Raw genomic sequence first — 21,713 nt, forward strand, 5'->3', positions numbered from 1 at the left:
TCCGCCCGAGATGCTGATGCGGCCGCCGCAGGCATTGCGCTCTCTGCCGTCGCCGGGACCGTTGCCGCCAACTACCAGACCTGCCATGAGAACGCCGAGCAACTGAGGGCGTTGCAGGTGTGGGTCAGTGAGTTGACATCTGCCCCCAAGTAATCAGCGCTTGGCGACTTCGCAACACCTGCTCATTCCATCCCGAATGCGCTTGGCTTTCAGACCGAACAGCGCGTTCATGACATCCGTACCCACCACGGAGCATTGACCATGAGTAACCGATTCAAGCACGCCGTCATCGACGACGTGACTTCGCGCAACATCGACGCCAGCCTGCAAGACCATCTGCTCGACCTGTTCGAATCGGCCATGAAGTCGGTGGCCACGACGTTGGTGCGCGAGGCCAAATTCGACACCACCGACTTCGCCACCGCCAAAGGGCGCGGCTGCGAGGGGTTCACGCTGCTGGTGAGCCGCACCCGCGCCGACTCGCTCGACGGCTGGTTCGGTGCGTTTCAGCGCGGCGACGAACGCCTCGACGTCGTCGGCCACCTGGAATAGGCGGTCAATCGTCCAGTTCGGGAACGTCCCAGTCCGCTGGGCGCGCCTCGCCGGTCTGGTAGAACTGCTTCACCAGCTTCACGTATTCCAGAAAATCCCGGTTCTCCGTGGCCAGCCGATTGGCCATGTCCCAATCAATCTCGTCGCGCTCGCGCGCCGGAATCAGCACCTGACTGTCGGCAGGGTTGTCCACGTCCAGCTTGATGAAGCCGATGCCGCGGGCGGCGAACAGCATCCGCAGTTCCTTCAGCGTATCGGTGCCGCCGATTTCCGCCGCGACCAGATAGCCGAAATTGGCCCACGACGAATTCGACACCGCCTGAAAAAAGCATTCGCGCACGTTCGAGCGGTTGATCAGCAACTTGACCTCGAACGACCACAGCTTGGTGCGCTTGTCGGAATACTGGTTGACGCAGTCGCGCACCTCCTGGTGTCAGTCCGCGCCCAGATCTTCCATGCCGACCACGTCCGGGTACAGCCAGCGGTTGCCGTTGGGGCCGCGCTTGTTCGACGAACGCTTCTCGTCAATGCGTTTGGAGAACACACCGAACTCCTCCCACAGATACTGCGACAGCAGCGGATATCTATCGACGCTCCGTCATGCTCGCCAGCGGACGCTACGCTATGCTCGATGACGGCATGGGGTTCAGCCGTGGTGCCATGGAAGCCAGTGATCGAACAGCGGCAGGGTCAGAAGCTCGCGGCAACAGTGCGCGGTGGTACCCCAAGCCAACCTGCCCAAGAAGGGGGATGCCGCGCTGGCCAGGACGCTGGAAGGCATGACCATCCAACCGGTGGAGCGCATCGAGGATGCGCTGCAGGTGGTGCGGGGGTTTTGAGGGCGGACGAAAGTCTGGGTATAGTACTCTACGTTGCCGATGGATGGCCACGCGGAGGCTTCGGCGCAGCAGTTCACACACAGGCCGCGCCAATACCTCGAGGGTTTTCTACTGAGGCTGATATCCTAGCATGAACGTTTGGGTTACCGCACGTTATGCACCGTCCGCGCAGTGTCCAGCATCAAGCGCAGCGAACACCTGATCGTTTTCGACCTTGACGGGGTAGATCGTCAAGGCCTTGCTACAGGGATGAGCGGTCGCTGCGCCGGTGCGGATGTCAAAGCGCCCGGCGTGAAACGGGCACTCAATCTCGCAGCCGACGATCTCGCCATCGGACATGGAGGCATCTCCATGCGTACAAGTGTCGTCCATGACGAAGTATTCGCCCTCGAGGCACACCACGGCCAGCGGCGGCCGGCCTTCGACCTGCACCTGCAGCGCGTAATCAGGCTCGACCTCGCTGGTGCGGGCAATGAAAGTGTACGCAGGCGCAGCGCCCTCGCCTTGCGCTTGGGGTGTAGATGAAGAAACAGAAGTGCTCATAAAACCAAAAACAAGAAAGAAAACGGGCCGCCCGTCAACCCGGCCCGCAAAGGGCAGGCATCATACCCAGTCGCTTCGCTGCAACAGGTGAATCACGGGGTGCATCAGGTTGCCTTCAACAGCGGCTCATCCGCGCACAGAGCGTCCTCGTCCACGCCCAGCCCCAGATAGGCGGCGCGCACCATCGGGTCGTCCATGAGCGCCGCGCCGCGTCCCTCATGGGCGATGCGCCCGCTTTCTAGCACATAGGCCCAATCGGCAAGCGGTAGCGCCTCGTGCGCGTTTTGCTCCACGAGCAGGATGGTCATGCCGTCGCGCTGCAGGTTCGCGATGATGGAAAACACATCCTCGACGATCAGCGGCGCCAATCCCATCGAAGGCTCGTCGAGCAGCAGCAGACGCGGCTGGCTCATCAGTGCCCGCCCGATCGCGAGCATCTGCTGCTGACCGCCCGAGAGCAACCCCGCATGTTCCTTGCGCCGGTTCGCGAGCGCGGGGAACAGCTGGTACATGCGTTCGAGCTCGCGCTCGACTTCTGCCTTGGGGCGGGTTTGCCCGCCCAGGCGCAGGTTCTCATCGACGGACAGGTCACCGAAAACGCAACGGCCCTCCGGGCAGTGTGCAATGCCACGCCCGACGCGCCGATGTGCCGGCAGCTTGCCTAGGGGCTGGCCGTCCAGCTCAATGCTGCCACCGCGCAGGGGCTGCAGGCCCGAGATGGTTTTGAGCAGGGTGGTTTTGCCCGCACCGTTGCTGCCCACCAGCGCCACCAACTGCCCTGGCATGACCTCCAGGCTCACGCCGTGCAGGCACTGGATGTGGCCATAACAGCTGTTGACGCCGCGCAAGCGCAGCAGCGGCTGTGCGCCCGTGGCGCGAGAGGCATCGGAAATAGGCTGCGTCATAGATGACTCCTTGGATACGGGTATCGGGGAATTCATTTGGTGCCCAGATAGGCCGCTATCACGTCCGGATCGCGCGCCACCTCGGCCGGTGTGCCCTGCGCGATGCAGCGGCCATAGTTGAGCACGACCACGTGGTCGGACACGCCCATCACGAGTTTCATGTCGTGCTCGATCAACACCACCGTGATGTGCTGCGCGGCCAGACGTTCGATGATGCGCCCCATCTCGACTTTTTCACTCGGGTTGAGCCCCGCGGCGGGTTCGTCGAGCAACAGCAGGCGCGGCGTGCGGATCAGCGCCCGCGCGAGTTCCAGTCGCTTGAGCGCACCGTAGGACATGGCGTCTGGCAAGCTGTCGGGAGAAACGTCCAGTCCCACCAAGGCAAGCAACTCCTCCACCTTGTCACTCAGCTCGCGGTCGCGCCGTATGAGCGCAGGCAGACGCAAAATCCCGGCCCAGAGCCCGCCCTGCAGACCGACGTGCGCGCCCAGCAGGATGTTTTCGCGCACCGTCATGTTGCGGCAGATCTTGAGGTTCTGGAAAGTGCGACAGACGCCCAGCGTGGCGAGTTCATGGGGCGCCAGCTTGGCGGTGTCGTGGCCGTCGATCAGCACCCGCCCGGCGCTCGGGCGGTAAAGGCAGCTCACGATGTTGAGCAGCGTCGTCTTGCCTGCGCCATTGGGGCCGATGAGCGAGTGCACATGCCCCTGACTCAAGGAGAACGTGACGTTTTCGAGCACCTTGGGGCCGCCAAAGTCCTTGTGCACGCCTTCGAGGCGCACGATGTCGTTTTCTGCCGCAAGGCTTTGCAGGACGGCGCTCATGTGCCTATCTCCGGGTGCGCAGTGCGGCGCGCGAGCCAGCGTTCGCGCAGCGTCGGCACGATGCCGCGCGGCATGAGCAGCACCACCGCAAACAGAATGCCGCCCACCACCAGGGTCTCATACTCGGCCGCCTTGGCCAGCAGGTGCGGCAGCAGCGTCACGATGCCGGCGCCCAGCACGGCCCCGGCGATGGAGCCTATGCCGCCCACTACGGCCATCATCAGGAATTGCACGGAATGCAGAAACGAAGCCGCATCCGGCGTGACAAAACCCGAGTAATGCGCATACAGGGCACCCATGAATCCGGCAATCGCCGCAGAAAACACGAAGATGCGCACCTTGTAGCTCTGCACATCGACGCCCATGGTGGTGGCAGCAATCTCGGCGTCGTGCAGCGCGCGCAGCGCGCGCCCCGCCGGAGAGCGCAGCAGATTGACCGAGGCGAGCACCGTCAGCACCAGCACCAGCAACAGCACGCCGTACCAGGCGGCGTCGCCTTGCAGGGTGTGGCCGGCGAGCGTGAGCGGATTGACGGACATGCCGTCCGGCCCGCCGCTCCACTGCGGCTCGTTGCGCAACACGATGCCAAGCAAAAAGCCCACACCCAGCGTGGCCACCGCGAGGTAATAGCCCGACAGCTTGAGAAACAGCCGTCCCACGAGCCAGGCCAGCAGCACCGTGCCGCCAACGGCACAGACGATGGCCAGCAGCACCGGCCAGTTCTGCATGGTCGAGAGATACGCCGACAGATACGCGCCGCTGGCAAAAAATGCCGCATGGCCCAGGCTCAGCTGCCCCGTGGTGCCTATCATCAAGGTCAGCGACACGGCCACGGCGGCGTTGATGAACACCAGGTTGGCCACCGCCAGATAGAACGGATTGGGCACCAGCAACGGAAACGCCACCGCAGCAAGCAACGCAAGGGCCGCGAACCACGCCGTGCGCGCCGCACCATGTCTTGCGCCACGGGCGGCGCCTTCACCCGCGCGCCCCTTCGAAGGTTTACCCGCAAGGGCCATAGATTCCATCACTCCCATCACACACGCTCCACACGCCGGCGGCCAAACAAGCCAGTGGGCTTGACCATGAACAGCAGCACGATCATCACGAAAGGCACGGCATCCTTGTAGGCGGACGACACATAGCCCGCCGTCATGGCTTCGGCCAGGCCGATCGCAAAACCGCCGAACACCGCTCCCCAAGGGCTGCCCATGCCGCCGATGATCGCGGCGATGATGCCTTTGAGGCCCACCATCACGCCCACGTCGGCATAGGTGTAGGTGATGGGCGCGGTGACGATGCCACCGATCGCGCCCAGCACGCCCGACAGGCCAAAGGCCAGCAGCAGCACACGCTTGACGTCTATGCCCATGAGCTGCGCAGTGGTCGGGTCCAGCGAGGCGGCAACAAAGCCGCGCCCGGTGCGGCTGTGGCGAAAAAACCAGGCCAGCCCGGCCAGCACCACGGCCGTGATGCCCATCACCCACAAGGCCTGCGGCAGTATCGTGGCACCGCCAATGCGCAAAGGCTCGCTGCCGCTGAACGCCGGGATCGAGCGCGTCTGCGTGCCCCACAACGCATGGGCCAGACCGCGTAACATGATGCCGAAGGCCACCGTGAGGATGATCACCTGCAGCACCCCCGAACGCTGCAGGGTGTAGGTGAACACCCGCTGCAGCAGCAAAGACACCACCAGGCCCGCGAGCACCGCGAGCAGCACGGCCAGCCAGAAGGGCATCTGCGTCTGCAGCAGCACGGCCGTGACCATGCCTCCGATCATGACCGACTCACCCTGGGCAAAATTGAGCGCTCCGCTGGCGTTGTAGATCAGCGTGAAGCCCAGCGCCACCAAGGCATAGCGCGCCCCCTCCGTGAGGCCCGAGGACAGAAACTGAATGAAAGCGTCCATGTGCACTTACTCCTGCAGCTTCCAACGCCCATCCTTGACCTGCACGATGCGCAGCGATGCGGCCGTCAAGCCCACGTGATCCGTCGGGCTCATCTTGAAGGGCCCGGTCACGCCGAGCACGGAGCTGGCTTCGATCGCATCGCGCAGCTTGGCCGGATCGACGCTGCCGGTGCGCTGCACAGCCTCGCGGATCAGCAGCATGGCATCATGGGCATTGCCAGCAAAGTACGATGGAACCTCGTTGTACTTTGCTTGATAGGCTTTGACATAGGCCTGAATCACACCCTGCTGTGGGTTGTTGGCGGGAATTTGATTCCATACCAGTATAGAACCGTTCGTCATGATCATATGCTCCGCGGCATCGCCAGCAAGCTTGACGAAGGTATCGGAAGCCAGCGCATGCGTGCCGTAATGCGGCAGGGGAATACCGAGTTGCCTGTAGTTCTTGGCGACGATGACGGCCGGCTCACCAAAACCACAGTTCAGAATCGTCTGAATGCCTGGTGCCTGGCGCAGGTTGGTCAGTTGCGCTGTCATGTCGGTGTCTTTGACGTTGAAAGACTCTTCGCGCACGATCTTGATGCCTTTTTGCGGCGCCACTTCCTGTGCCGCAGCCAAACAGGCCCGTCCGAACGCGTCCGTGCCCGCGATCACACCCACGTTGACCAGGCCGCTTTTGCGCATGTGGTCGTACAGGCGCGTGACGGCCATGGCGTCCGTCTGGTTCATCTTGAAGACGAACTTCTTCACAGGGTCGATGATCACCGTTCCGCCGGCGAGCGACAACATGGGAACACCGGCTCGCTCGACCAACGGCACCGCCGACATAGTCGTCCCGGTGGTAGAGCCGCCTATGATCACCTGCACGCCATCGTTGTCGAGCATGCGCTTGACGAGCGTGTTCGCACGTGGCGGGCTGGATTCGTCATCGTAGCGAAACAGTTCGATCTTGCGGCCATCAATGCCACCACCCGCATTGATCATGTCCACATACATTTCCACGGTCTTCATAGCACCCTCACCCAGATAGGACGCAGGCCCAGTCACGGAAAGATAGGCGCCGATCTTCAGAGGTGGCTTGGCCTGCGCCCAGGCCGGGAGGGCGAGCAGCGCCGAAGCAGTCAATGCAAGTGTGGTCGCCAAGCGTTTGGTAAAACGATTTTTCATCATAGTCTCCTTTTACTTTCGATGTTTTGGGTTCTCTCCGGCTCATCCGGAAAGAATCCCGTTGAAAAACTCTTGAAGGATGCTCGCGGCGTCAGCCCTGCTCCCGAGGACTTCATTTTCTTTTCATTCGACCTGCGTGTTCCAAGGCACTAGTCCCGGTTCAGAACTCAACCAAGCCTTGATCTCATTTTTCTTGAGCTTGGCGTTCGAGGTCTTGGGCAGTGTGTCCACGAACACCACGTGCTTGGGTGTCTCGGGGCGGCTGAGCTTGCCGTGGCAGAAGTCGATGAGCTCTGCCGCCGTGGCTTGCTCGTGCCCTGCACGCTTGACGACCGCTGCGACCACGGCCTCGCCCCATTCGGGGTGCGGCACGCCGACCACGGCCACCTCTTCGACCGCCGGATGCTCGACCAGTACGGCTTCGACCGTGGTCGGGAACACGTTTACGGCGCCCGTAATGATGAGGAACTTCTGGCGATCCATCAGATACAGATAACCGCGTTCATCGAGACGGCCGATGTCGTTGGTGCGCAGCCAGCCGTCGGGCAGGGCCTCGGCCGTAGCTTCGGGCAGGTTGCGGTAGCCTTTCATCAGCGTGTTGCCGCGCAGCCAGACCTCGCCCACCTCGCCCGGAGGCAATATGGCGCCCTCGCCGTCGCGGATGGTGCAGTCGTAATGGATACCGATGCGGCCGACCGATTTCAGCAGGCTCGGCTCTTCGCGCAGCGCGAGGTCGTGGTCCTTGTCGGTGAGGTAGCTGATCCAACCGCCCGTGGCCTCGGTCATGGCGTAGGTCTGTATCAAGGCCACCTTGAAGGTGTCTTTGGCATCACGAATGAGCTTGGGCGTGGCCGGGGATGAGCCATACATCATCATGCGCAGCGATGACAGGTCATAACCCGGATTGGCGCGCACTTCGGCGATGGCCCGCTGCAGCATGGTCGGCACGAGCAGGCCCACGGTGACCTTGAAGCGCTCCACGTCGTGCAGATAGTTCTGCAGCTGGAATGCGCCATCTGGCAACACCATGGTCATGCCATTGCCTAGGCCCAGAGAGTTCAAAATGACCACGACCCAGGCCGAAGCCGCGGGCATGTACCACACATCGTCCGTGCTGAAGCCGAACTGGATCAGCGAGTGCAGGATGCAGTTGGCGCCGCCCTCGTGCGTAAGCAGCACGCCCTTGGGCACGCCGGTGGTGCCCGAGGTGTAGCTGATGAACAGCACGTCGTCGCCCGCAAGCGTTGGCCAGACGGGCTCACCTTGCGCCTGCGCGAGCAATTGCTCGTAGTCCAGCGGCAGGCCGTGGCCTTCGCCGTAGCCGATCAGCGTGATGCCCAAAGCGGCGATCTCGCCCAGGTGCTCTGCAATCAGGTGCTTGCAGCGCCCCTCCACGAGCAGGTACCTGGTGTCGCTGTCTTCGAGCACGTGCAGCATTTCGGGCCAGGCGTATTGGGTGTTCAGACCCACGCGCGGCGCACCTATCTTCATGCAGGCGAAGAAGTGTTCATAGACTTCTATGGTTTCCTGCGTGAGGATGGCGACTGTGTCGTCCTTGCGATGGCCAAGCTTTTGCAGGGTCACGGCAAAGCGGTCGGAGCGCTCGTGCATCTGGCGCCAAGTGGCGCTGCGGTTGCCGCACAGGTAGGCGGTCTTGTTCGGATAGTTCTGCGCACAGCGCCGAATCATGTCGCGGGGTAGCATGGAAAAGCGTCTCCTTGTTTTCTTCAGATCAAGCGGTCGTGGTCTTGCTTTGGTTTACGGTGGTGCGGCCAGTTCTGCGTCCGGCAATGTGTACCGCGCGACTGCGTGCAGTGCGAAAAATCAAGCCCTTGTTGTCAAAAGTTGCTTTGAGAGTCATACCCACTTGCACACTCTCGGGTGCATCGGTCTCGATGCGGCAGATCAGGCGCGGGCCTTCTTCGAGCTCGACCAGGCCATGCACCAGCGGCACGGGAAAGTCGGGCGAGTAGGCGCGGCGCGTGACCGTATAGGACAAGAGCTCGCCTTTGCCGCTCGCGCGCAGCCAGCGCACGTTCGGATCTTGCTGGGCGCACCAGCCGCGCCAGTGGTAGTCCAGCGCGGCGCCGGTCTTCTGGTTCACGGCGATCAGCAGCTGCTTTTTGGCGATGCCGGCGAGGAACTCCTCGTCGTAGCGGTGCAGTTCGATGGCTTCCATTCGGTGTTCTCCTGGTGGCACACTCAGTGCAGCTTCGGGTGCGGGCTCACCAGCACACAGGTGTGGTAATCGAGGCAGCCGCCATTGCCACTGACCAGGATCAGGTCGTTCTTGGCCTGGCGCTCGCCGCCGGCGCCCCGCGCCTGGATCACGGCCTCGGACAACGGCGTCATGCCTTGCAGGTAAAAGCCCGACAGATGACCTCCACCCGTATTGACCGGCAGCTTGCCGCCCGGCGCGGTGTGGCCGCGCTCGAGGAAGGCGCCGCCCGTGCCGCGTTTGGCAAGGCCGTAGCCTTCGAGGCTCAGCACGCCCGCGTAAGAAAAGGCGTCGTAGAACTGGCACTGCGTCACATCGCGTGCCGTGACGCCCGCGCTGCGGTACGCGGCCTTGCCCGCCTGCACCGCGCCCGTCAGCACTTCGGGCTCATCGCCACGCAGGCCCGAGCGGCCGCGGTGCCCCTGCCCCATGCCATGGATGTAGGTGGGTGGTTTGGGTGCATCGGCAGCGCGATCCGCCGAAGTGACCACGAGCGCGATCGCCCCGTTGACCGGAAAGCAGCAGTCGAGCACGCGAAACGGCTCGACCACGTAGGGCGAGGCCAAATAGTCTTGCAGCGTGATCGGCTTGCGCAAAAAAGCCTGCGGATTTAGCGCTGCCCATTGGCGGCAGGCGATGGCGTAGGCGCCGAGTTGCTCCGGCGTGGTGCCGTACAGCGCCATGTGCCGGCGCGCCGCAAGGGCATAGCCCGCCGTCGCGCCAAGAAAGCCCTGCCGCGCCTCCCAGCTCTCGATGCCGGACAAAGGCATGGCCAGGGCGAAGGTGTCGCCGCCGCCCTTGCCCTTTTCCTTGATCGGCGTGTCAGAGAACACGCAGACGACCGCCTTGGCAAGCCCTGCCGCGACGGCCAGCGCAGCGTACTGCACCATCTGCACAGCGGTGGAGCCTTCCGAATCCATGGCAGCGAGCAAAGAGAGGTCGCGCAGACCGATGTCGTTTTGCATGCGCAGCGGCAGTTCTTCCGTGTGCGCGGTGGGGCTTTTGTTCAGCAGCAGACCGTCGATGTCCTTGACCCGCAGGCCGGCATCGGCAATCGCCGCGAGGATGGCCGATGCGGCCAGCTCGCGCACGCTGCCTATGGGCTGGCGCGACATGGCGCTGAAACCCAAACCCGTGATGGCTGCTTTCCCCTGGGGTTTTTGCGTCGAAGATTTCGCCATGGCAGGCCTCAGATGATGAATGCCAGGCTGGGCACGTCTTCCTCGCCGTTGACGAGCATGACCTTCTTGAAGAACATGCCCAGGCTGCCGTCGGCGCGACGGCGCAGGTGGTATTCAACGCGGCCAGGCCAGACTTCCAGCTTGCCCGTGGAAGACTTGCGTAACTCGTAGAGCACGAAGTTGCATTGCGCTTTCCAGCTGTCGTCGGACAGACGCTGCACCTCGATGTTGCTGAGCAGGCGGCGCATGGGCGACACCGGCACCTGGGCGTGGCGCTTGCCGGTGGCCAGCTGCGCGACGCGCGTACGCAGGCGCGAGCGGTTGTCGGCGATCATGGAGACATGCTTGTTCATGTCGAAGTCGCCCTCGCCCAGCGGCACCCAATAGACCATGTCGTCCTCGACCAACGCCTCCCATTCGAGGTAGCGCGACTCGTCGGCAAGGCGCGCTTCTGTATAGAGGAAGTCGCACACCATGCGGTATTCGCTCTCGCTGACCGGGCTGGTCGCGGTTTGTTCTTTCGTGGCTGTCATCGTTGTCATGTCAGTGCTCCTGGTGCGCTAGACTGTGGCGCACGGTGATGGATAAGAGAAGATGTTTTCTGTCTGGCGCAGCAACTGGGTTCAGTCCGTCTCCGTCATGACCTTCTTGTAGTGGTTCCAGAAACCTCGGTTGGTCGTCTCGTCGGTGATGTGACTCACGACCACACCCATGTCATCGACATGCTCGCGGTTCAGTCCGCGAGAGAGGTCCAGCCAGGCGTCTTCGCCGCGCATAGCGATCTGCTGACGCTCAGAGATCACGCTGTCGTCGGCAAGCAAGAAGGCGGCCGGGCCCATGGCGCCTTCGGAATTGCGGATGATGCGCGCGTTGATTTCGTCGGAGGCCCCTTCGAGCAGCATGGGCGTGTGCCACTGGATGCACTCGTGCGCGCTCACGGGCTGGAAGATGACGATGTTCATCTCGCCCAGGAACAGGTTCGGGAAGATGGCTGCGTGCGGCGGTCCGTCCCGCAGAATCTGGTCTGCCTTGGCGTCGCCGTGGAAAGTCTTCATCTGCGCAGCGTATTCGGGGTAACGGTCGGCGCTGGTGTTGAGCCACTCCAGATCCCGTTTGTAGGTGGGCGAGAAATACAGCTCGGTATGACCATTGCCCCAGTCCTTGGTTTCCGACTTCAGGCTTTCTTCGCTGGCGATCGCGGCATTGTCATATTGCGAGCGGATGACCTGTGCGAACGAGGCGTGCACGTCGTTGACATGGTAGCCGTCGGTGTCGTTTTCGGGCAGCATCTTCCAGTTCGAGGCAAAGCGCTGCTTGGCCCAGCCGGCCGTGAGCTTGATGCGCCCCGTGGGCGACATGTCGCAGGAACGATCGAGCAGAATCTTTGCGCGCCCCAGGTGTTCGGACAGCGGGGGCACGTCGTCCTTGAAGCTTGCGAACACGAAGCCGCGGTAGCTCTCGGTGCGCAGCTTGCGCAGACTCAACTCGCATTTGTCTTTTTTGAAGCCTCCAGGATACGGAACATCCTTCAGCGAACCACCTACATCGAACACCCAACCGTGGTATACGCAATTGAAATACTTGTCCTTGCCGTGCGCTTCAACACGTAGCATGTTGCCACGGTGCGTGCAGCGATTGACGATTACGGAGATCGAATCATCACGCTGGCGCACCATCAACACCTCTTCAAGACCCAGTTTGCGGCGCACATATTCACCGGCGGTTGGGATTTCCGAGTCGTGTCCCACGAATACCCAGCCGCCGTGGAAAATTTTCTTTATCTCCTGTTCGAACAGCGCCTCGCTGGTATAGACGCTGGTACGGATGCGGTCTTTTTCGATCAAAGCTGCCACGTCAGGGACAGCTTTGAAACTAACAGTAGTTTGGGTCGCCATAACATTCTCCTTTCAACGGCCGACATTGGCCTACAGACAAATAAAACTTCTGACGGCGGTGCGCCGCCAAAGCACACGCGCTTTCTCTTTTAGCGCCCCAGGTCCTTGGCGCTGACACCTGCGATGCCCCAGTTCTCCTTGGGCATGTCGTGTATCCATACGCGCACGTTTTCCTTGGGCGACCCCAGCGCTTCATGCAATGCCTGGGTCACCTTTTGGATCACAGCGCGCTTTTGCTCTTCGGTACGACCCTCGAGCAAATAAATCTGTGCAAATGGCATGGAAAGCTCCTTGGTAAAAACCGCGCGAATCAGACGAAGCGCAGCCCCACGCTGCCCAGGTTTTGCACCTTGAGCGTGACAGCGTCGCCGGCCTGCACGGCCACGGCTTCGGTGATGCCGCCCGAGAGCACCAGGCTGCCCGCCGGCAGTTCCTGGCCGCGTGCGGCCAGGTGGTTGACGAGCATGGCCACCGCTGCGGCGGGGTTGCCGACCACGGCCGCGCCGGCACCGAAGGCCACGGGCACGCCGTTTTTCTCGAGCACCACGCCGAGCGTGCGCAGGTCGAGGTCTTGCGCATCCGCGATGCGGCTGCCGACGACGAAGCGCGCGGCCGAGGTGTTGTCGGCGATCACGCTCTTGGCGTCGAATTTGAAGTCGCGGTAACGGCTATCAATGACTTCGATACCGGCGAGCACGAAGTCACACGCCGCGAGCACGGCACCCACGTGGCAGCCCGGTCCTTTGAGCGCGGTCTTGGTGACGAAACAGATCTCGGGCTCGACCTTCGGGTGGATGAGTTCGCTCACCTTGATGACCGCGCCCTCGGACACCGCGAACTCATCGACGAGAAAGCCGAACACCGGCTCGCTCACGCCCATTTGCTTCATCTTGGCAAACGAGGTCAGCCCGGCCTTGTAGCCGACCACACGCGCGCCGCGCGCCGTCTTGCGCGCGAGCACGGCGTCCTGCACGTCGTAGGCGTCGTCCCAGTCCATGCCGGGGTGCTGGTCGGTGATCTTGGGTGTGTCCTGCGCATTGAGCTGGCAGTTCTCGAGGTGCTCTGCCAACTGGGCGATGGCAGCTTTGTCCAATGTGCTCATCGCCGCTCCTCAGGCTGCCTTGGCGGGGATCAGGCCGCGTTCCTTGGCCATGGTCAGGGCCGTGTCTTCGATCATGTCTTCCTGGCCGCCGACCATGCCGCGCCGGCCCAGCTCCACCAGGATTTCGCGCGCAGGGATGCCGTACTTGGCCGCGGCGCGCTTGGCAAACAGCAGGAAGGAGCCGTACACCCCCGCATAGCCTAGCGTCAGCGCGTCGCGGTCGATGCGGATCGGGAAGTCCATGATGGGCACCACCAGGTCTTCAGCCACGTCGGTGATCTTGGCCACGTCCACGCCGGTTTGGATGCCCATGAGGTCGCACACGGCCACGAGCACTTCCATGGGCGTGTTGCCCGCGCCGGCGCCCAGTCCCGCTGCCGCGGCGTCGATGCGCCGTGCACCCACTTCGATCGCCGCAATGGAGTTGGCCACACCCATTGCGAGGTTGTGGTGGCCGTGAAAGCCGAGCTCGGTTTCGGGCTTGAGCGCATCACGCACCGCGCTCAGGCGCGCCTTCACGCCGTCGGGCAGCAAGTGGCCGGCGGAGTCGGTGACGTAGATGCAGTTGGCGCCGTAGCTCTCCATCAGCTTGGCCTGCTTGACCAGACCTTCGGGGCTGTTCATGTGGGCCATCATGAGGAAGCCCACCGTGTCCATGTCCATCTTGCGCGCCATCGTGATGTGCTGCTCGGACACGTCGGCCTCGGTGCAATGCGTGGCCACGCGGATGGTGTGCACGCCCAGCTCGCGCGCCATCTTGAGGTGATCGACGGTGCCTATGCCTGGCAGCAGCAGCGCCGAGACCTTGGCCTGCTTCATCAGCGGAATCACGGTGGAGAGGTATTCCTCGTCGGTATGGGCCGGAAAGCCGTAGTTCACCGAGCTGCCGCCGAGGCCGTCGCCGTGGGTGACTTCGATCAGCGGGATGCCGGCTGCGTCGAGACCGCAGGCGATGCTCTTCATCTGCTCGAGCGTCATGAGGTGACGCTTGGGGTGCATGCCGTCGCGCAGGGTCATGTCGTGGACGGTGATTTTGGTTCCAGCAAGATTCATGGTGTGTCCCTTCAGGCAGCAACGGGTTCGAGGGTCAAAGCGCCGCTGAGGATTTCTTCAGCGAACATTTCGGCGGTGCGCGCGGCGGCGGCGGTCATGATGTCGAGGTTGCCGGCGTACCTGGGCAGGTAGTCGCCCAGGCCTTCGACTTCCATGAACACCGACACCCGCTTGCCGTCGAACACCGGGCCGTTCACCAGCTTGTAGCCGGGCACGTACTTCTGCACTTCGTTGATCATGGCGTGGATCGATTCGGTGATCGCGGCCTGGTCGGGTTCGGTCTCGGTGAGGCAGTGCACGGTGTCGCGCATGATCAGCGGCGGCTCGGCCGGGTTGAGGATGATGATCGCCTTGCCGACCTTGGCCCCGCCCACCTTCTCGACCGCCCCCGCGGTGGTGCGGGTGAATTCGTCGATGTTCTTGCGCGTGCCCGGCCCGGCCGACCTGCTCGAGACGGTGGCGACGATCTCGCCATAGGCCACCGGCTGCACGCGCGCCACCGCCGCCACCATGGGGATGGTGGCCTGGCCGCCGCAGGTGACCATGTTCACGTTCATCTCACGCCGGCCCACGTGCTCGCGCAGGTTCACGGGCGGCACGCAAAAGGGCCCGATGGCCGCGGGCGTGAGGTCGATCATCAGGGCGCCCTCGGCATTGACCTTGCGGCTGTTCTCAGCGTGCACGTAGGCGCTGGTGGCGTCGAAAACGATCTGCACGCCGTCGGCTTTGAGGTGCGGCACCAGGCCATCGACACCCTCGGCGGTGGTCTTGATGCCCATCTCGCGGGCTCTTTTCAGGCCGTCGGACTCGGGGTCAATGCCCACCATCCACACGGGCTCGAGTACCGGGCTGCGTTTGAGTTTGGCCAGCAAATCGGTGCCGATGTTGCCAGGCCCGATCAAGGCGCATTTGATTTTCTGCATGAAAACTCCGTCCATGAAAAATGAGATGGTGCTCAGCCAAAACGCACCGAGCAGCTGCCCAGCCCGCCAATATGCACCGCAAAATGGTCGCCCGCCTGCGCGGGGCACATGGCGGCAAGCGCGCCCGAAAGCACGACTTCGCCGGCCTTGAGGCCGATTCCGAGGCGCCCCAGCGTGTTCGCAAGCCAGGCCACGGCGTTCACGGGCGAGCCCAGCGCCGCAGCACCCGCACCGGTGCCGATGACTTCGCCGTTTTTCTCGAGCACCATGCCGCAGGTGATGAGGTCGATCTTGCGCGGATCGACCATGCGGGCGCCGAGCACGAATACCCCGCACGAAGCGTTGTCGGCCACGGTGTCCTGGATTTTGATCTTCCAGTCACGGATGCGCGAATCGACGATCTCGAAGCAGGGCATCACGAAGTCGGTCGCGGCCAACACGTCGGCATTGCTCACGCCCGGGCCCATGAGGTCTTTCTTGAGCACGAAGGCGATTTCGCCCTCGGCCTTGGGCTGGATCAGCGAAGACATCGGTATGGTCTCGCCGTCGCTCACGATCATGCCGTCGAGCATGTAGCCGAAGTCGGGCTGGTACACGCCCAACATGTTCATGACGGCCTGGCTCGTGACGCCGATCTTTTTGCCGACGATACGCTCGCCCTTTTCCAGGCGGCGGGCGATCATGCGCTGCTGGATGCGGTAGGCGTCTTCTACCGTGATGTCGGGGTGCCGGTTGGTCAGGGGCTCGACCGTGCGGCATTGGCGCAGCGCTTCATAAAGCTCGTCGCCCAGGGCTGTTATCAGTTGCTTGTCCATGCTGTAGATCTCGTTCACAGTTTGATGCAGACGTTTTTCAGCTCGGTATAGAACTCGAGCGAGTGCACCCCGCCCTCGCGCCCTATGCCAGACTGCTTGGCCCCGCCAAAGGGCGTGCGCAGGTCGCGCAGGAACCAGCTGTTGACCCATGCAAGGCCCACCTCCATGCGCTGCGCCAAGCGGTGCGCGCGTGCGAGGTCGCGCGTCCAGATGGCCGTGGCCAGGCCGTAGTCGTTGTCGTTGGCCTTGGCGAGTACCTCTTCTTCGCTGTCAAAGGGTGCGATGTGGCAGCAGGGGCCGAACACTTCCTCCTTGAGCACGCGCGCCGTCTCGGACAGGCCCGTCCAGATCGTCGGCTGCACCCAGCTGCCTCCCGCGAGCTCGCCCGGCATGTCGGGCACGCCGCCGCCCGTGACCAGCGTCGCGCCCTCTTCAAGCGCAAGGCGGTAGTACGACAGCACCTTGGCCTGGTGCTCTTGGCTGATCAGCGGCCCCATGTTGGTGGCGGCGTCTTCGGGGCGCCCAAGCTTGAGGCCTTCGGCGCCTTTTTTGAGCGCGGCGACGAAGCGCTCGAAAAGAGGCCGCTCGACATAGACACGCTCGGTGCCCAGGCACACCTGGCCGCAATTGGCAAACACCGAGCGCATGGTGCCCTCGATGGCGGCGTCGAAGTCGCAGTCGGCGAACACGATGGCGGCGTTCTTGCCGCCCATCTCCAGGCTGACGGGGCGCGCGCCTTTGGCGGCGGCCTTCATGATGACTTCGCCGGTGCGTGTTTCGCCCGTGAAGGTGATGGCGTTGACCTGCGGGTGGCTGGTGACGTATTCGCCGGCCGAATCGGGGCCGAAGCCGTGCACCACGTTATAGACGCCGGGCGGAATGCCGGCCTCGTTCATGACCTCGCCGAGCAGCGCGGCGGTCTGCGGGGTTTCTTCGGAGGGCTTGACGACCACCGCATTACCGCACGCGAGCGCGGGGCCGACCTTCCAGGTCATGAGCAGCAGCGGCAGGTTCCAGGGGCAGATCACGCCGACCACGCCCACGGGGCTGCGGTAGCCGTAGTTGATCGCGCCGCGCCCGTCGGGCGTGGCGGTTTCGAAAAATTCGGTGGGGACGTTTTTCACCACGTCCGCAAAAATCTTGAAATTGGCCGCCCCGCGCGGGATGTCGATGTGGCTCGCCAGGCTGCGCGGCTTGCCGGTGTCTTCGCACTCAGCGGCCAGAAATTCCTCGAACCGACGGTTGATCCCGTCGGCCACGGCGTACAGACGCTCGACCCGCTCGGCCACGCTCATGCGGCCCCAGGGACCGCGCAAGGCCGCACGCGCCGCGGCCAGGGCGGCATCGACCTCGGCTTTGCCGGCCTCATGTACCTGCGCGATGACCTGGCCCGTGAGCGGCGAGCGCTTTTCGAAGGTTTTGCCTGTGGCGACGTAGGCACCGTCGATGAAATTCGAGATTTGCTTCATATCGAGGAGGGGATCTGAAAAAACAAAGAAACCTACAGCCCTATCGCAGACAGACCGGCGCGCGCGCACTCTTCGTCCTGCGCGGCCGAGCCGCCCGAGACGCCTATGCCGCCGATCGGCACACCGGCTTCGCGGATGGGCAAGCCGCCGCCGAACACCACCAGGCGCGGGCGCTGCGGCAGGCCTATGCGCAGGGCTTCTTCGTCGCCGATCAACTCGAGCCACTGCGCCGTCGGCACGCCGAAGCTCGCCGCCGTGTAGGCCTTGTCGATGGCGATGTCGATCGAGTGCAGCGGCGCGCCGGGCATGCGCAAAAAGGCCATCAGCAATCCCGCAGGGTCGGTGATGGCGACATTGATGCGTATGTCCAGCGCTTGCGCATGCGCTACCGCCGCCTGCACGGCGGCGGCAGCGGCCTCGCAGGCGATGGCGCGCGTGCCCACGCTCAAGGTGGATTCAGCCATGGGGCGGGGCGGCATCAGGTATAGACATCCGTAAAGGCGGCGTAGGGTTCCCCCGAATGGAACAAAATTCCACGCCACAAGCTATCTTCGGTCCAGGTGTTTATCGGCCGATCCGGCTGGGCGAGGTAACCCAAACCGGCAAATGTCTCGTTACGATTGCCGCTGGGATCGAAGAAATAGACCGTTTCGCCACGGGTGATGCCATGCCGGGTGGGTGCGAGATCGATCTTGACCTTATTTTTCGCCATGACGTCGGCTGCTTTGAGCACATCGTGCCAGGAGTCCAGGAAGAAGGAAATGTGGTGCACGCCGGCTTTGGGCCCGGGGAGGAATGCAATGTCATGTGGCTTGGTGGCCCGGAACATGAAGGCAATCGCCTGGATCGAGGCATTCGGCCCCACCAGTCCCTGCTCACTCAAATAAAAATCTAGGCAACTCTTGAAGAATTTCACATTGTCCGCAACGTGGTTCACATTGCTTTGCGGATTCAATTCGCACACCAGGGCCAGGTGATCCAGCCACTTTACCCCGGCACCCTTGATATTGTCCGGCCAAGGATCCGGATTCACGGAGCCCACTTCGGTGCCTACGCATTCCTTTTGGGTGTACAACCGCATTTCGTGGCCGCTGGGCATGTTGAAGCGTAGCATTCGTCCGGTCGCCGGCAGATCGCCTTCCGGCAGCATGTCCGTGTGGATGCCATAAGCCTCGATTCTTTTTTGGAGCGCGTCCAAATCGGCATCGTGCTCTACTTTGTAAGCCACGTGATTCAGGCCCGCCTGTTCGGAGGGCGTGAGAATAAGCGAGTATTTGTCCCACTCGTCCCAGCACTTGAGATAGACGTTGCCGCGTTTGTCTTTCATAGTCGTTTGCATGCCCAGCACATTTTCATAGTGCTTGACGGCCGCGGCCATGTCCATCACCCGCAGGCTGACGTGGCCGATTCGCATGATGCCCATTTCAGGTCTCCTTCACATTTACAGTTGCACAATCTGATGCGCCGAGCTTGGCCACACCAGCACTCCACGAAAACCCTGGGGCCTTCCCCAGGGCCTTTTTCAACCTGCCCAGCACCTCGACCTCGACTTTCGCGAGCGGTGCGACGCGGCAGGCAAGACAAATTCCTTGGGCTTCTTCTTCGACGCTGACATGCGCACGACTCATGGGCCCGACGCGGCGCACACTGCCCGCGCTCACCTTGACCTTGCAGACACCGCAGCCACCGCCCAGGCAACCCACAGGAATGCCTTTGTGGCCTGCGCGCGCCATGCCCTGCAACAGGGTTTCGGTTTCGGCGCAGAGATAGCCGGTCTCTTGCACAGTCTCGGCCGCGCGTTGTTCGATGCGCACCCAGTGCTGGCCCGCAGCGTCGGTGGCGGGATGGGCTGTCTTGGCGCTCATGGCTGCAGTCCTTGCGTACCCGCGCTCACGCGGAGTCAGCCTCGGCGAGGAAGTTGCCCACCAACTGCGCGAAGCGGCTGGCATGTTCGATCTGCGTCCAGTGCCCACAGCGGCCGAACACGTGCAGTTGCGAACGCGAAATCCATTGCGACAGGCGGATGGAGTTGCTCACCGGGATCACCTGGTCTTCGCGCCCATGAATGATCAGCGCCTCGTGCGGCAACGCGCGGATGTCTTCTTCCTTGCTGGCCAGTGCTTCGACCCAGCGCTGGCGCGGTGCAGGGAACATGGACGCATACGACTCCTGAAAGCCGGGCTGGATGCTGGCCTCATAGCGCAGGCGCGCCAGCTCATCGCTGACCAGGTTGCGGTCGTACGCGAACCAATCCATCACTTTGCGCATGTTTTCAAACGATGGGGTGTAGCCCCAAACGGCGTCGAGCGCGGGCGTGAGTTCGAACGGCACACCGGCCGCGCCCATGAGCACGAGCCGACGCACGCGCTGCGGATGGCGTATGGCCAAGGCCAGCGACAGTGCGCCACCGAACGAATTGCCCACCAAGTCCACCTGCGGCAGGCCCAGCGCGTCCATCAGCCCCACGGCCTGCTTCACCCAGTTGTCCATCGAATACACGGCGCCCTCAGGGCGATCGGTAAAGCCAAAGCCGGCCATGTCGGGCGCGATCACGCGGCGCTCTTTGGCCAGCACGGGCATTACCAGGCGCCAGTTGGCCCAGGCGCTGACGCCGGGGCCGGAGCCGTGGATCAGCAGCACCGGGAACCCTTGGCCCAGGTCGTGGTAGTTGGTGCGCAGCCCGGCTGCAACGAGGCTCTTGCCGATTTCGGGGGAGGGAGAAGTGGTCGTCATAGAAAATATCGTGGCATAACGAAAGAATAGCCGTGCTTCTGTTTCTGAGTGCGAGTAGAAAAATGCAATCTCGATATTTTATGAAAATCCCATGATATTGCTCTATAAGAGCAAACCCTAATCTTGCTGTGTCACATATGACATAATGCGACCTTCAGGACTTCGAGATGGAGGATCGATGAACGCAGCAGAGCGCTTTGATCACTATCTTGAACACCTGAGCGAAGGCTTGGGTCGCGCGGACCGATATGCCGGCCTTTGCGGTTACTGCACGGGTGACCCTGTCCCAGGAATCAGCACCGTTCAGTTACAGAAACGTCCGGAATGATGAGGCCCGAAAGGGCCGGGAGCATGTCGTGAAGAAAAGCAAGTTCACCGAGGACCAGATCGCCTTTGCGCTGAAGTAGGCGGAACTGGGCACAGCAACCGTCTTGAATTGTCAAGCGTGAAACGCCACCGGATCCCACTTCCTGCAGTGTTTAGCCATGGCGTTCAGGATTGAGAGCAGCTTGCGCATGGATGCCACCAACGCGACCTTCTTGCGCTTGCCGGCGGCCAGCAAGCGGTCATAGAACGCTTTGATGACGGGATTGAACCGAGTGGCCACCAGGGTAGCTATGCAGAGCGTTGAACGAACGTCCGCGCGGCCGCCCCAGATCGTGCGCTGACCGCGCATCTGTCCCGAGTCCCGGTTGAGCGGTGCCACCCCGACGAGCGCCGCGAGGCGCTTGCGGTCCAGTGAGCCCAGCTCGGGCAGGCCTGCGATCAGTACGGCCACGCTGGCCGCACTAATGCCTGGAACGCTGAGCAGGGCCTGCGCCAGTTCGTCATGGTGCTGCTTCACGTGCCCGGCAATCTCGTCATCGCTGTCGGACAACTCGCGCTTGAGAAACGTGATCAAGCGCTCAATGCTGGGACGGGCGGCTGCATGCGCCGTGCCCCACGGCTTCCTTGAGGATCTCGTTCTCCAAAGTCTTCTTGCCGAGAACGCGCTGCAGCTTGGCAATCTCCGCGCGTGGCTGCGCTCGGAACCGAGGGAAGCGCCGTGATGATGTTACGTGCCCTCGAGCCACGGCTGTGAGGGCGGCCAACCGCTGGTATCGGATCGAAGGCGCCACGCGCATAGGCCCACACATAGGCCTTGCGCGTCTTGCCTGCACCGGGGTCGAGCATCGCCACCGGCGTCTCGTCGGCGTGCAGCACCCTTGCGCTCAGCACGAATTTGCGCAGCGCCTCGTACAGCGGTGCCAGTGTCGCACCACCGGCGCCTGCCCAGCTCGCCAGCGTTGAGCGCGGCGTGTGCACGCCCGAGCGGGCGTTGATCTGCTCCTGGCGGTAGTAGGGCACGTGGTCCACGAAGCGCGAGACCAGCGTGTGCGCCACCAGGCCTGCCGTGGGCTGGCCCTTGTCCACGACCTGTTGTGGGGCCACGGGCTCCTGCACCAGGGTCTGGCAGCAGCGGCAAGCCCACTTGCGCGAGCATGCGCGCGGCGGCCTCGGCAACCGCTGGCGGCCCCATGGTCTTGAGGTCTTCAGAGCCGAGCGTGCGGAGATCCACCATCGAGGGCCGACCATGCCCACCGAT

General features: G+C 62.9%; 23 protein-coding genes and 5 pseudogenes. 3 read left to right on the forward strand and 25 right to left on the reverse strand.

Annotation, left to right across the window (positions count from 1 at the left end):
* The first annotated feature begins 261 nt into the window (after nt 1-261).
* Nucleotides 262-552: a hypothetical protein gene (locus tag KIT86_RS13865; RefSeq protein WP_297399317.1), complete on the forward strand. Its 291-nt coding sequence runs from the start codon at nt 262-264 to the stop codon at nt 550-552.
* Between the two features lie 4 nt (nt 553-556).
* Here KIT86_RS13865 and KIT86_RS13870 read toward each other — a convergent pair.
* A pseudogene (locus KIT86_RS13870) lies at nt 557-1,135 on the reverse strand (COG2958 family protein); the annotation flags it as partial.
* Here KIT86_RS13870 and KIT86_RS13875 point away from each other — a divergent pair.
* Nucleotides 1,129-1,273, forward strand: a pseudogene (locus KIT86_RS13875) (DUF3363 domain-containing protein); the annotation flags it as partial. The pseudogenes KIT86_RS13870 and KIT86_RS13875 sit on opposite strands and share 7 nt — an antisense overlap.
* Entirely contained in the window at nt 1,269-1,391 is a 123-nt protein-coding gene (locus KIT86_RS13880) for a hypothetical protein (protein WP_297399319.1), read from the forward strand. The pseudogene KIT86_RS13875 and the gene KIT86_RS13880, both read left to right, overlap by 5 nt.
* A gap of 153 nt (nt 1,392-1,544) precedes the next feature.
* Here KIT86_RS13880 and KIT86_RS13885 read toward each other — a convergent pair whose 3' ends face one another.
* From KIT86_RS13885 to KIT86_RS14000, 24 genes and pseudogenes are all read right to left on the reverse strand, one after another.
* Nucleotides 1,545-1,934: a non-heme iron oxygenase ferredoxin subunit gene (locus tag KIT86_RS13885; RefSeq protein WP_297399321.1), complete on the reverse strand. Its 390-nt coding sequence runs from the start codon at nt 1,932-1,934 to the stop codon at nt 1,545-1,547.
* Nucleotides 1,935-2,038: 104 nt separating this feature from the next.
* A complete protein-coding gene (locus tag KIT86_RS13890) occupies nt 2,039-2,791 on the reverse strand; it encodes an ABC transporter ATP-binding protein (RefSeq protein WP_297399383.1) in 753 nt (250 codons plus the stop codon).
* Between the two features lie 80 nt (nt 2,792-2,871).
* On the reverse strand, nt 2,872-3,663 hold the full coding sequence (locus KIT86_RS13895; RefSeq protein ID WP_297399323.1) for an ABC transporter ATP-binding protein: 792 nt from the start codon (nt 3,661-3,663) through the stop codon (nt 2,872-2,874).
* Nucleotides 3,660-4,700, reverse strand: coding sequence for a branched-chain amino acid ABC transporter permease (locus KIT86_RS13900; protein ID WP_297399325.1), 1,041 nt, complete (start codon nt 4,698-4,700; stop codon nt 3,660-3,662). The genes KIT86_RS13895 and KIT86_RS13900 overlap by 4 nt, the downstream gene beginning before the upstream one ends.
* Nucleotides 4,700-5,572: a branched-chain amino acid ABC transporter permease gene (locus tag KIT86_RS13905; RefSeq protein WP_275850115.1), complete on the reverse strand. Its 873-nt coding sequence runs from the start codon at nt 5,570-5,572 to the stop codon at nt 4,700-4,702. Before KIT86_RS13905 ends, KIT86_RS13900 begins: the two co-directional genes overlap by 1 nt.
* Nucleotides 5,573-5,578: 6 nt before the next feature.
* Nucleotides 5,579-6,739 (reverse strand): ABC transporter substrate-binding protein, encoded by a 1,161-nt coding sequence (locus tag KIT86_RS13910; RefSeq protein WP_297399329.1) that lies wholly within the window; start codon nt 6,737-6,739, stop codon nt 5,579-5,581.
* A 123-nt stretch (nt 6,740-6,862) separates the two neighbouring features.
* The gene (locus KIT86_RS13915; protein ID WP_297399331.1) at nt 6,863-8,443 is read right to left on the reverse strand and encodes a class I adenylate-forming enzyme family protein; all 1,581 of its coding nucleotides are present in this window, start codon (nt 8,441-8,443) and stop codon (nt 6,863-6,865) included.
* A 28-nt stretch (nt 8,444-8,471) separates the two neighbouring features.
* Entirely contained in the window at nt 8,472-8,918 is a 447-nt protein-coding gene (locus KIT86_RS13920) for an OB-fold domain-containing protein (protein WP_297399334.1), read from the reverse strand.
* Nucleotides 8,919-8,941: 23 nt separating this feature from the next.
* On the reverse strand, nt 8,942-10,048 hold the full coding sequence (locus tag KIT86_RS13925; protein WP_297399336.1) for a thiolase family protein: 1,107 nt from the start codon (nt 10,046-10,048) through the stop codon (nt 8,942-8,944).
* A gap of 98 nt (nt 10,049-10,146) precedes the next feature.
* Nucleotides 10,147-10,680 (reverse strand): aromatic-ring-hydroxylating dioxygenase subunit beta, encoded by a 534-nt coding sequence (locus tag KIT86_RS13930; protein ID WP_297399338.1) that lies wholly within the window; start codon nt 10,678-10,680, stop codon nt 10,147-10,149.
* Nucleotides 10,681-10,761: 81 nt separating this feature from the next.
* Nucleotides 10,762-12,033, reverse strand: coding sequence for an aromatic ring-hydroxylating dioxygenase subunit alpha (locus KIT86_RS13935; RefSeq protein ID WP_297399340.1), 1,272 nt, complete (start codon nt 12,031-12,033; stop codon nt 10,762-10,764).
* An 89-nt stretch (nt 12,034-12,122) separates the two neighbouring features.
* Nucleotides 12,123-12,314, reverse strand: a complete 192-nt coding sequence (locus KIT86_RS13940; RefSeq protein ID WP_297399342.1) for a 2-hydroxymuconate tautomerase — start codon at nt 12,312-12,314, stop codon at nt 12,123-12,125.
* A gap of 29 nt (nt 12,315-12,343) precedes the next feature.
* Nucleotides 12,344-13,135: a 2-oxo-3-hexenedioate decarboxylase gene (gene dmpH / locus KIT86_RS13945; protein WP_297399344.1), complete on the reverse strand. Its 792-nt coding sequence runs from the start codon at nt 13,133-13,135 to the stop codon at nt 12,344-12,346.
* Nucleotides 13,136-13,144: 9 nt separating this feature from the next.
* Entirely contained in the window at nt 13,145-14,188 is a 1,044-nt protein-coding gene (gene dmpG / locus KIT86_RS13950) for a 4-hydroxy-2-oxovalerate aldolase (protein WP_297399346.1), read from the reverse strand.
* 11 nt (nt 14,189-14,199) lie between these two features.
* Entirely contained in the window at nt 14,200-15,111 is a 912-nt protein-coding gene (locus tag KIT86_RS13955) for an acetaldehyde dehydrogenase (acetylating) (RefSeq protein ID WP_297399348.1), read from the reverse strand.
* A gap of 32 nt (nt 15,112-15,143) precedes the next feature.
* Nucleotides 15,144-15,926, reverse strand: a complete 783-nt coding sequence (gene dmpE / locus KIT86_RS13960) for a 2-oxopent-4-enoate hydratase (RefSeq protein ID WP_297399350.1) — start codon at nt 15,924-15,926, stop codon at nt 15,144-15,146.
* A gap of 14 nt (nt 15,927-15,940) precedes the next feature.
* Nucleotides 15,941-17,395: a 2-hydroxymuconic semialdehyde dehydrogenase gene (locus tag KIT86_RS13965; RefSeq protein WP_297399352.1), complete on the reverse strand. Its 1,455-nt coding sequence runs from the start codon at nt 17,393-17,395 to the stop codon at nt 15,941-15,943.
* Nucleotides 17,396-17,427: 32 nt separating this feature from the next.
* A complete protein-coding gene (locus KIT86_RS13970; protein ID WP_297399354.1) occupies nt 17,428-17,859 on the reverse strand; it encodes a heme-binding protein in 432 nt (143 codons plus the stop codon).
* A 14-nt stretch (nt 17,860-17,873) separates the two neighbouring features.
* Nucleotides 17,874-18,818 carry a catechol 2,3-dioxygenase gene (locus KIT86_RS13975; protein ID WP_297399356.1) on the reverse strand — a complete coding sequence of 315 codons (945 nt, stop codon included), beginning with the start codon at nt 18,816-18,818 and terminating at the stop codon, nt 17,874-17,876.
* Between the two features lies 1 nt (nt 18,819).
* Entirely contained in the window at nt 18,820-19,260 is a 441-nt protein-coding gene (locus KIT86_RS13980; protein ID WP_297399358.1) for a 2Fe-2S iron-sulfur cluster-binding protein, read from the reverse strand.
* A gap of 25 nt (nt 19,261-19,285) precedes the next feature.
* The gene (locus KIT86_RS13985; RefSeq protein WP_297399360.1) at nt 19,286-20,128 is read right to left on the reverse strand and encodes an alpha/beta fold hydrolase; all 843 of its coding nucleotides are present in this window, start codon (nt 20,126-20,128) and stop codon (nt 19,286-19,288) included.
* A 439-nt stretch (nt 20,129-20,567) separates the two neighbouring features.
* Nucleotides 20,568-20,945, reverse strand: a pseudogene (locus KIT86_RS13990) (transposase); the annotation flags it as partial.
* A gap of 112 nt (nt 20,946-21,057) precedes the next feature.
* A pseudogene (locus KIT86_RS13995) lies at nt 21,058-21,231 on the reverse strand (IS3 family transposase); the annotation flags it as partial.
* Nucleotides 21,232-21,250: 19 nt separating this feature from the next.
* A pseudogene (locus KIT86_RS14000) lies at nt 21,251-21,601 on the reverse strand (transposase); the annotation flags it as partial.
* Between the last annotated feature and the right edge of the window lie 112 nt (nt 21,602-21,713).

The organism is Hydrogenophaga sp., assembly GCF_026125825.1.
Lineage (GTDB): Bacteria > Pseudomonadota > Gammaproteobacteria > Burkholderiales > Burkholderiaceae_C > Hydrogenophaga.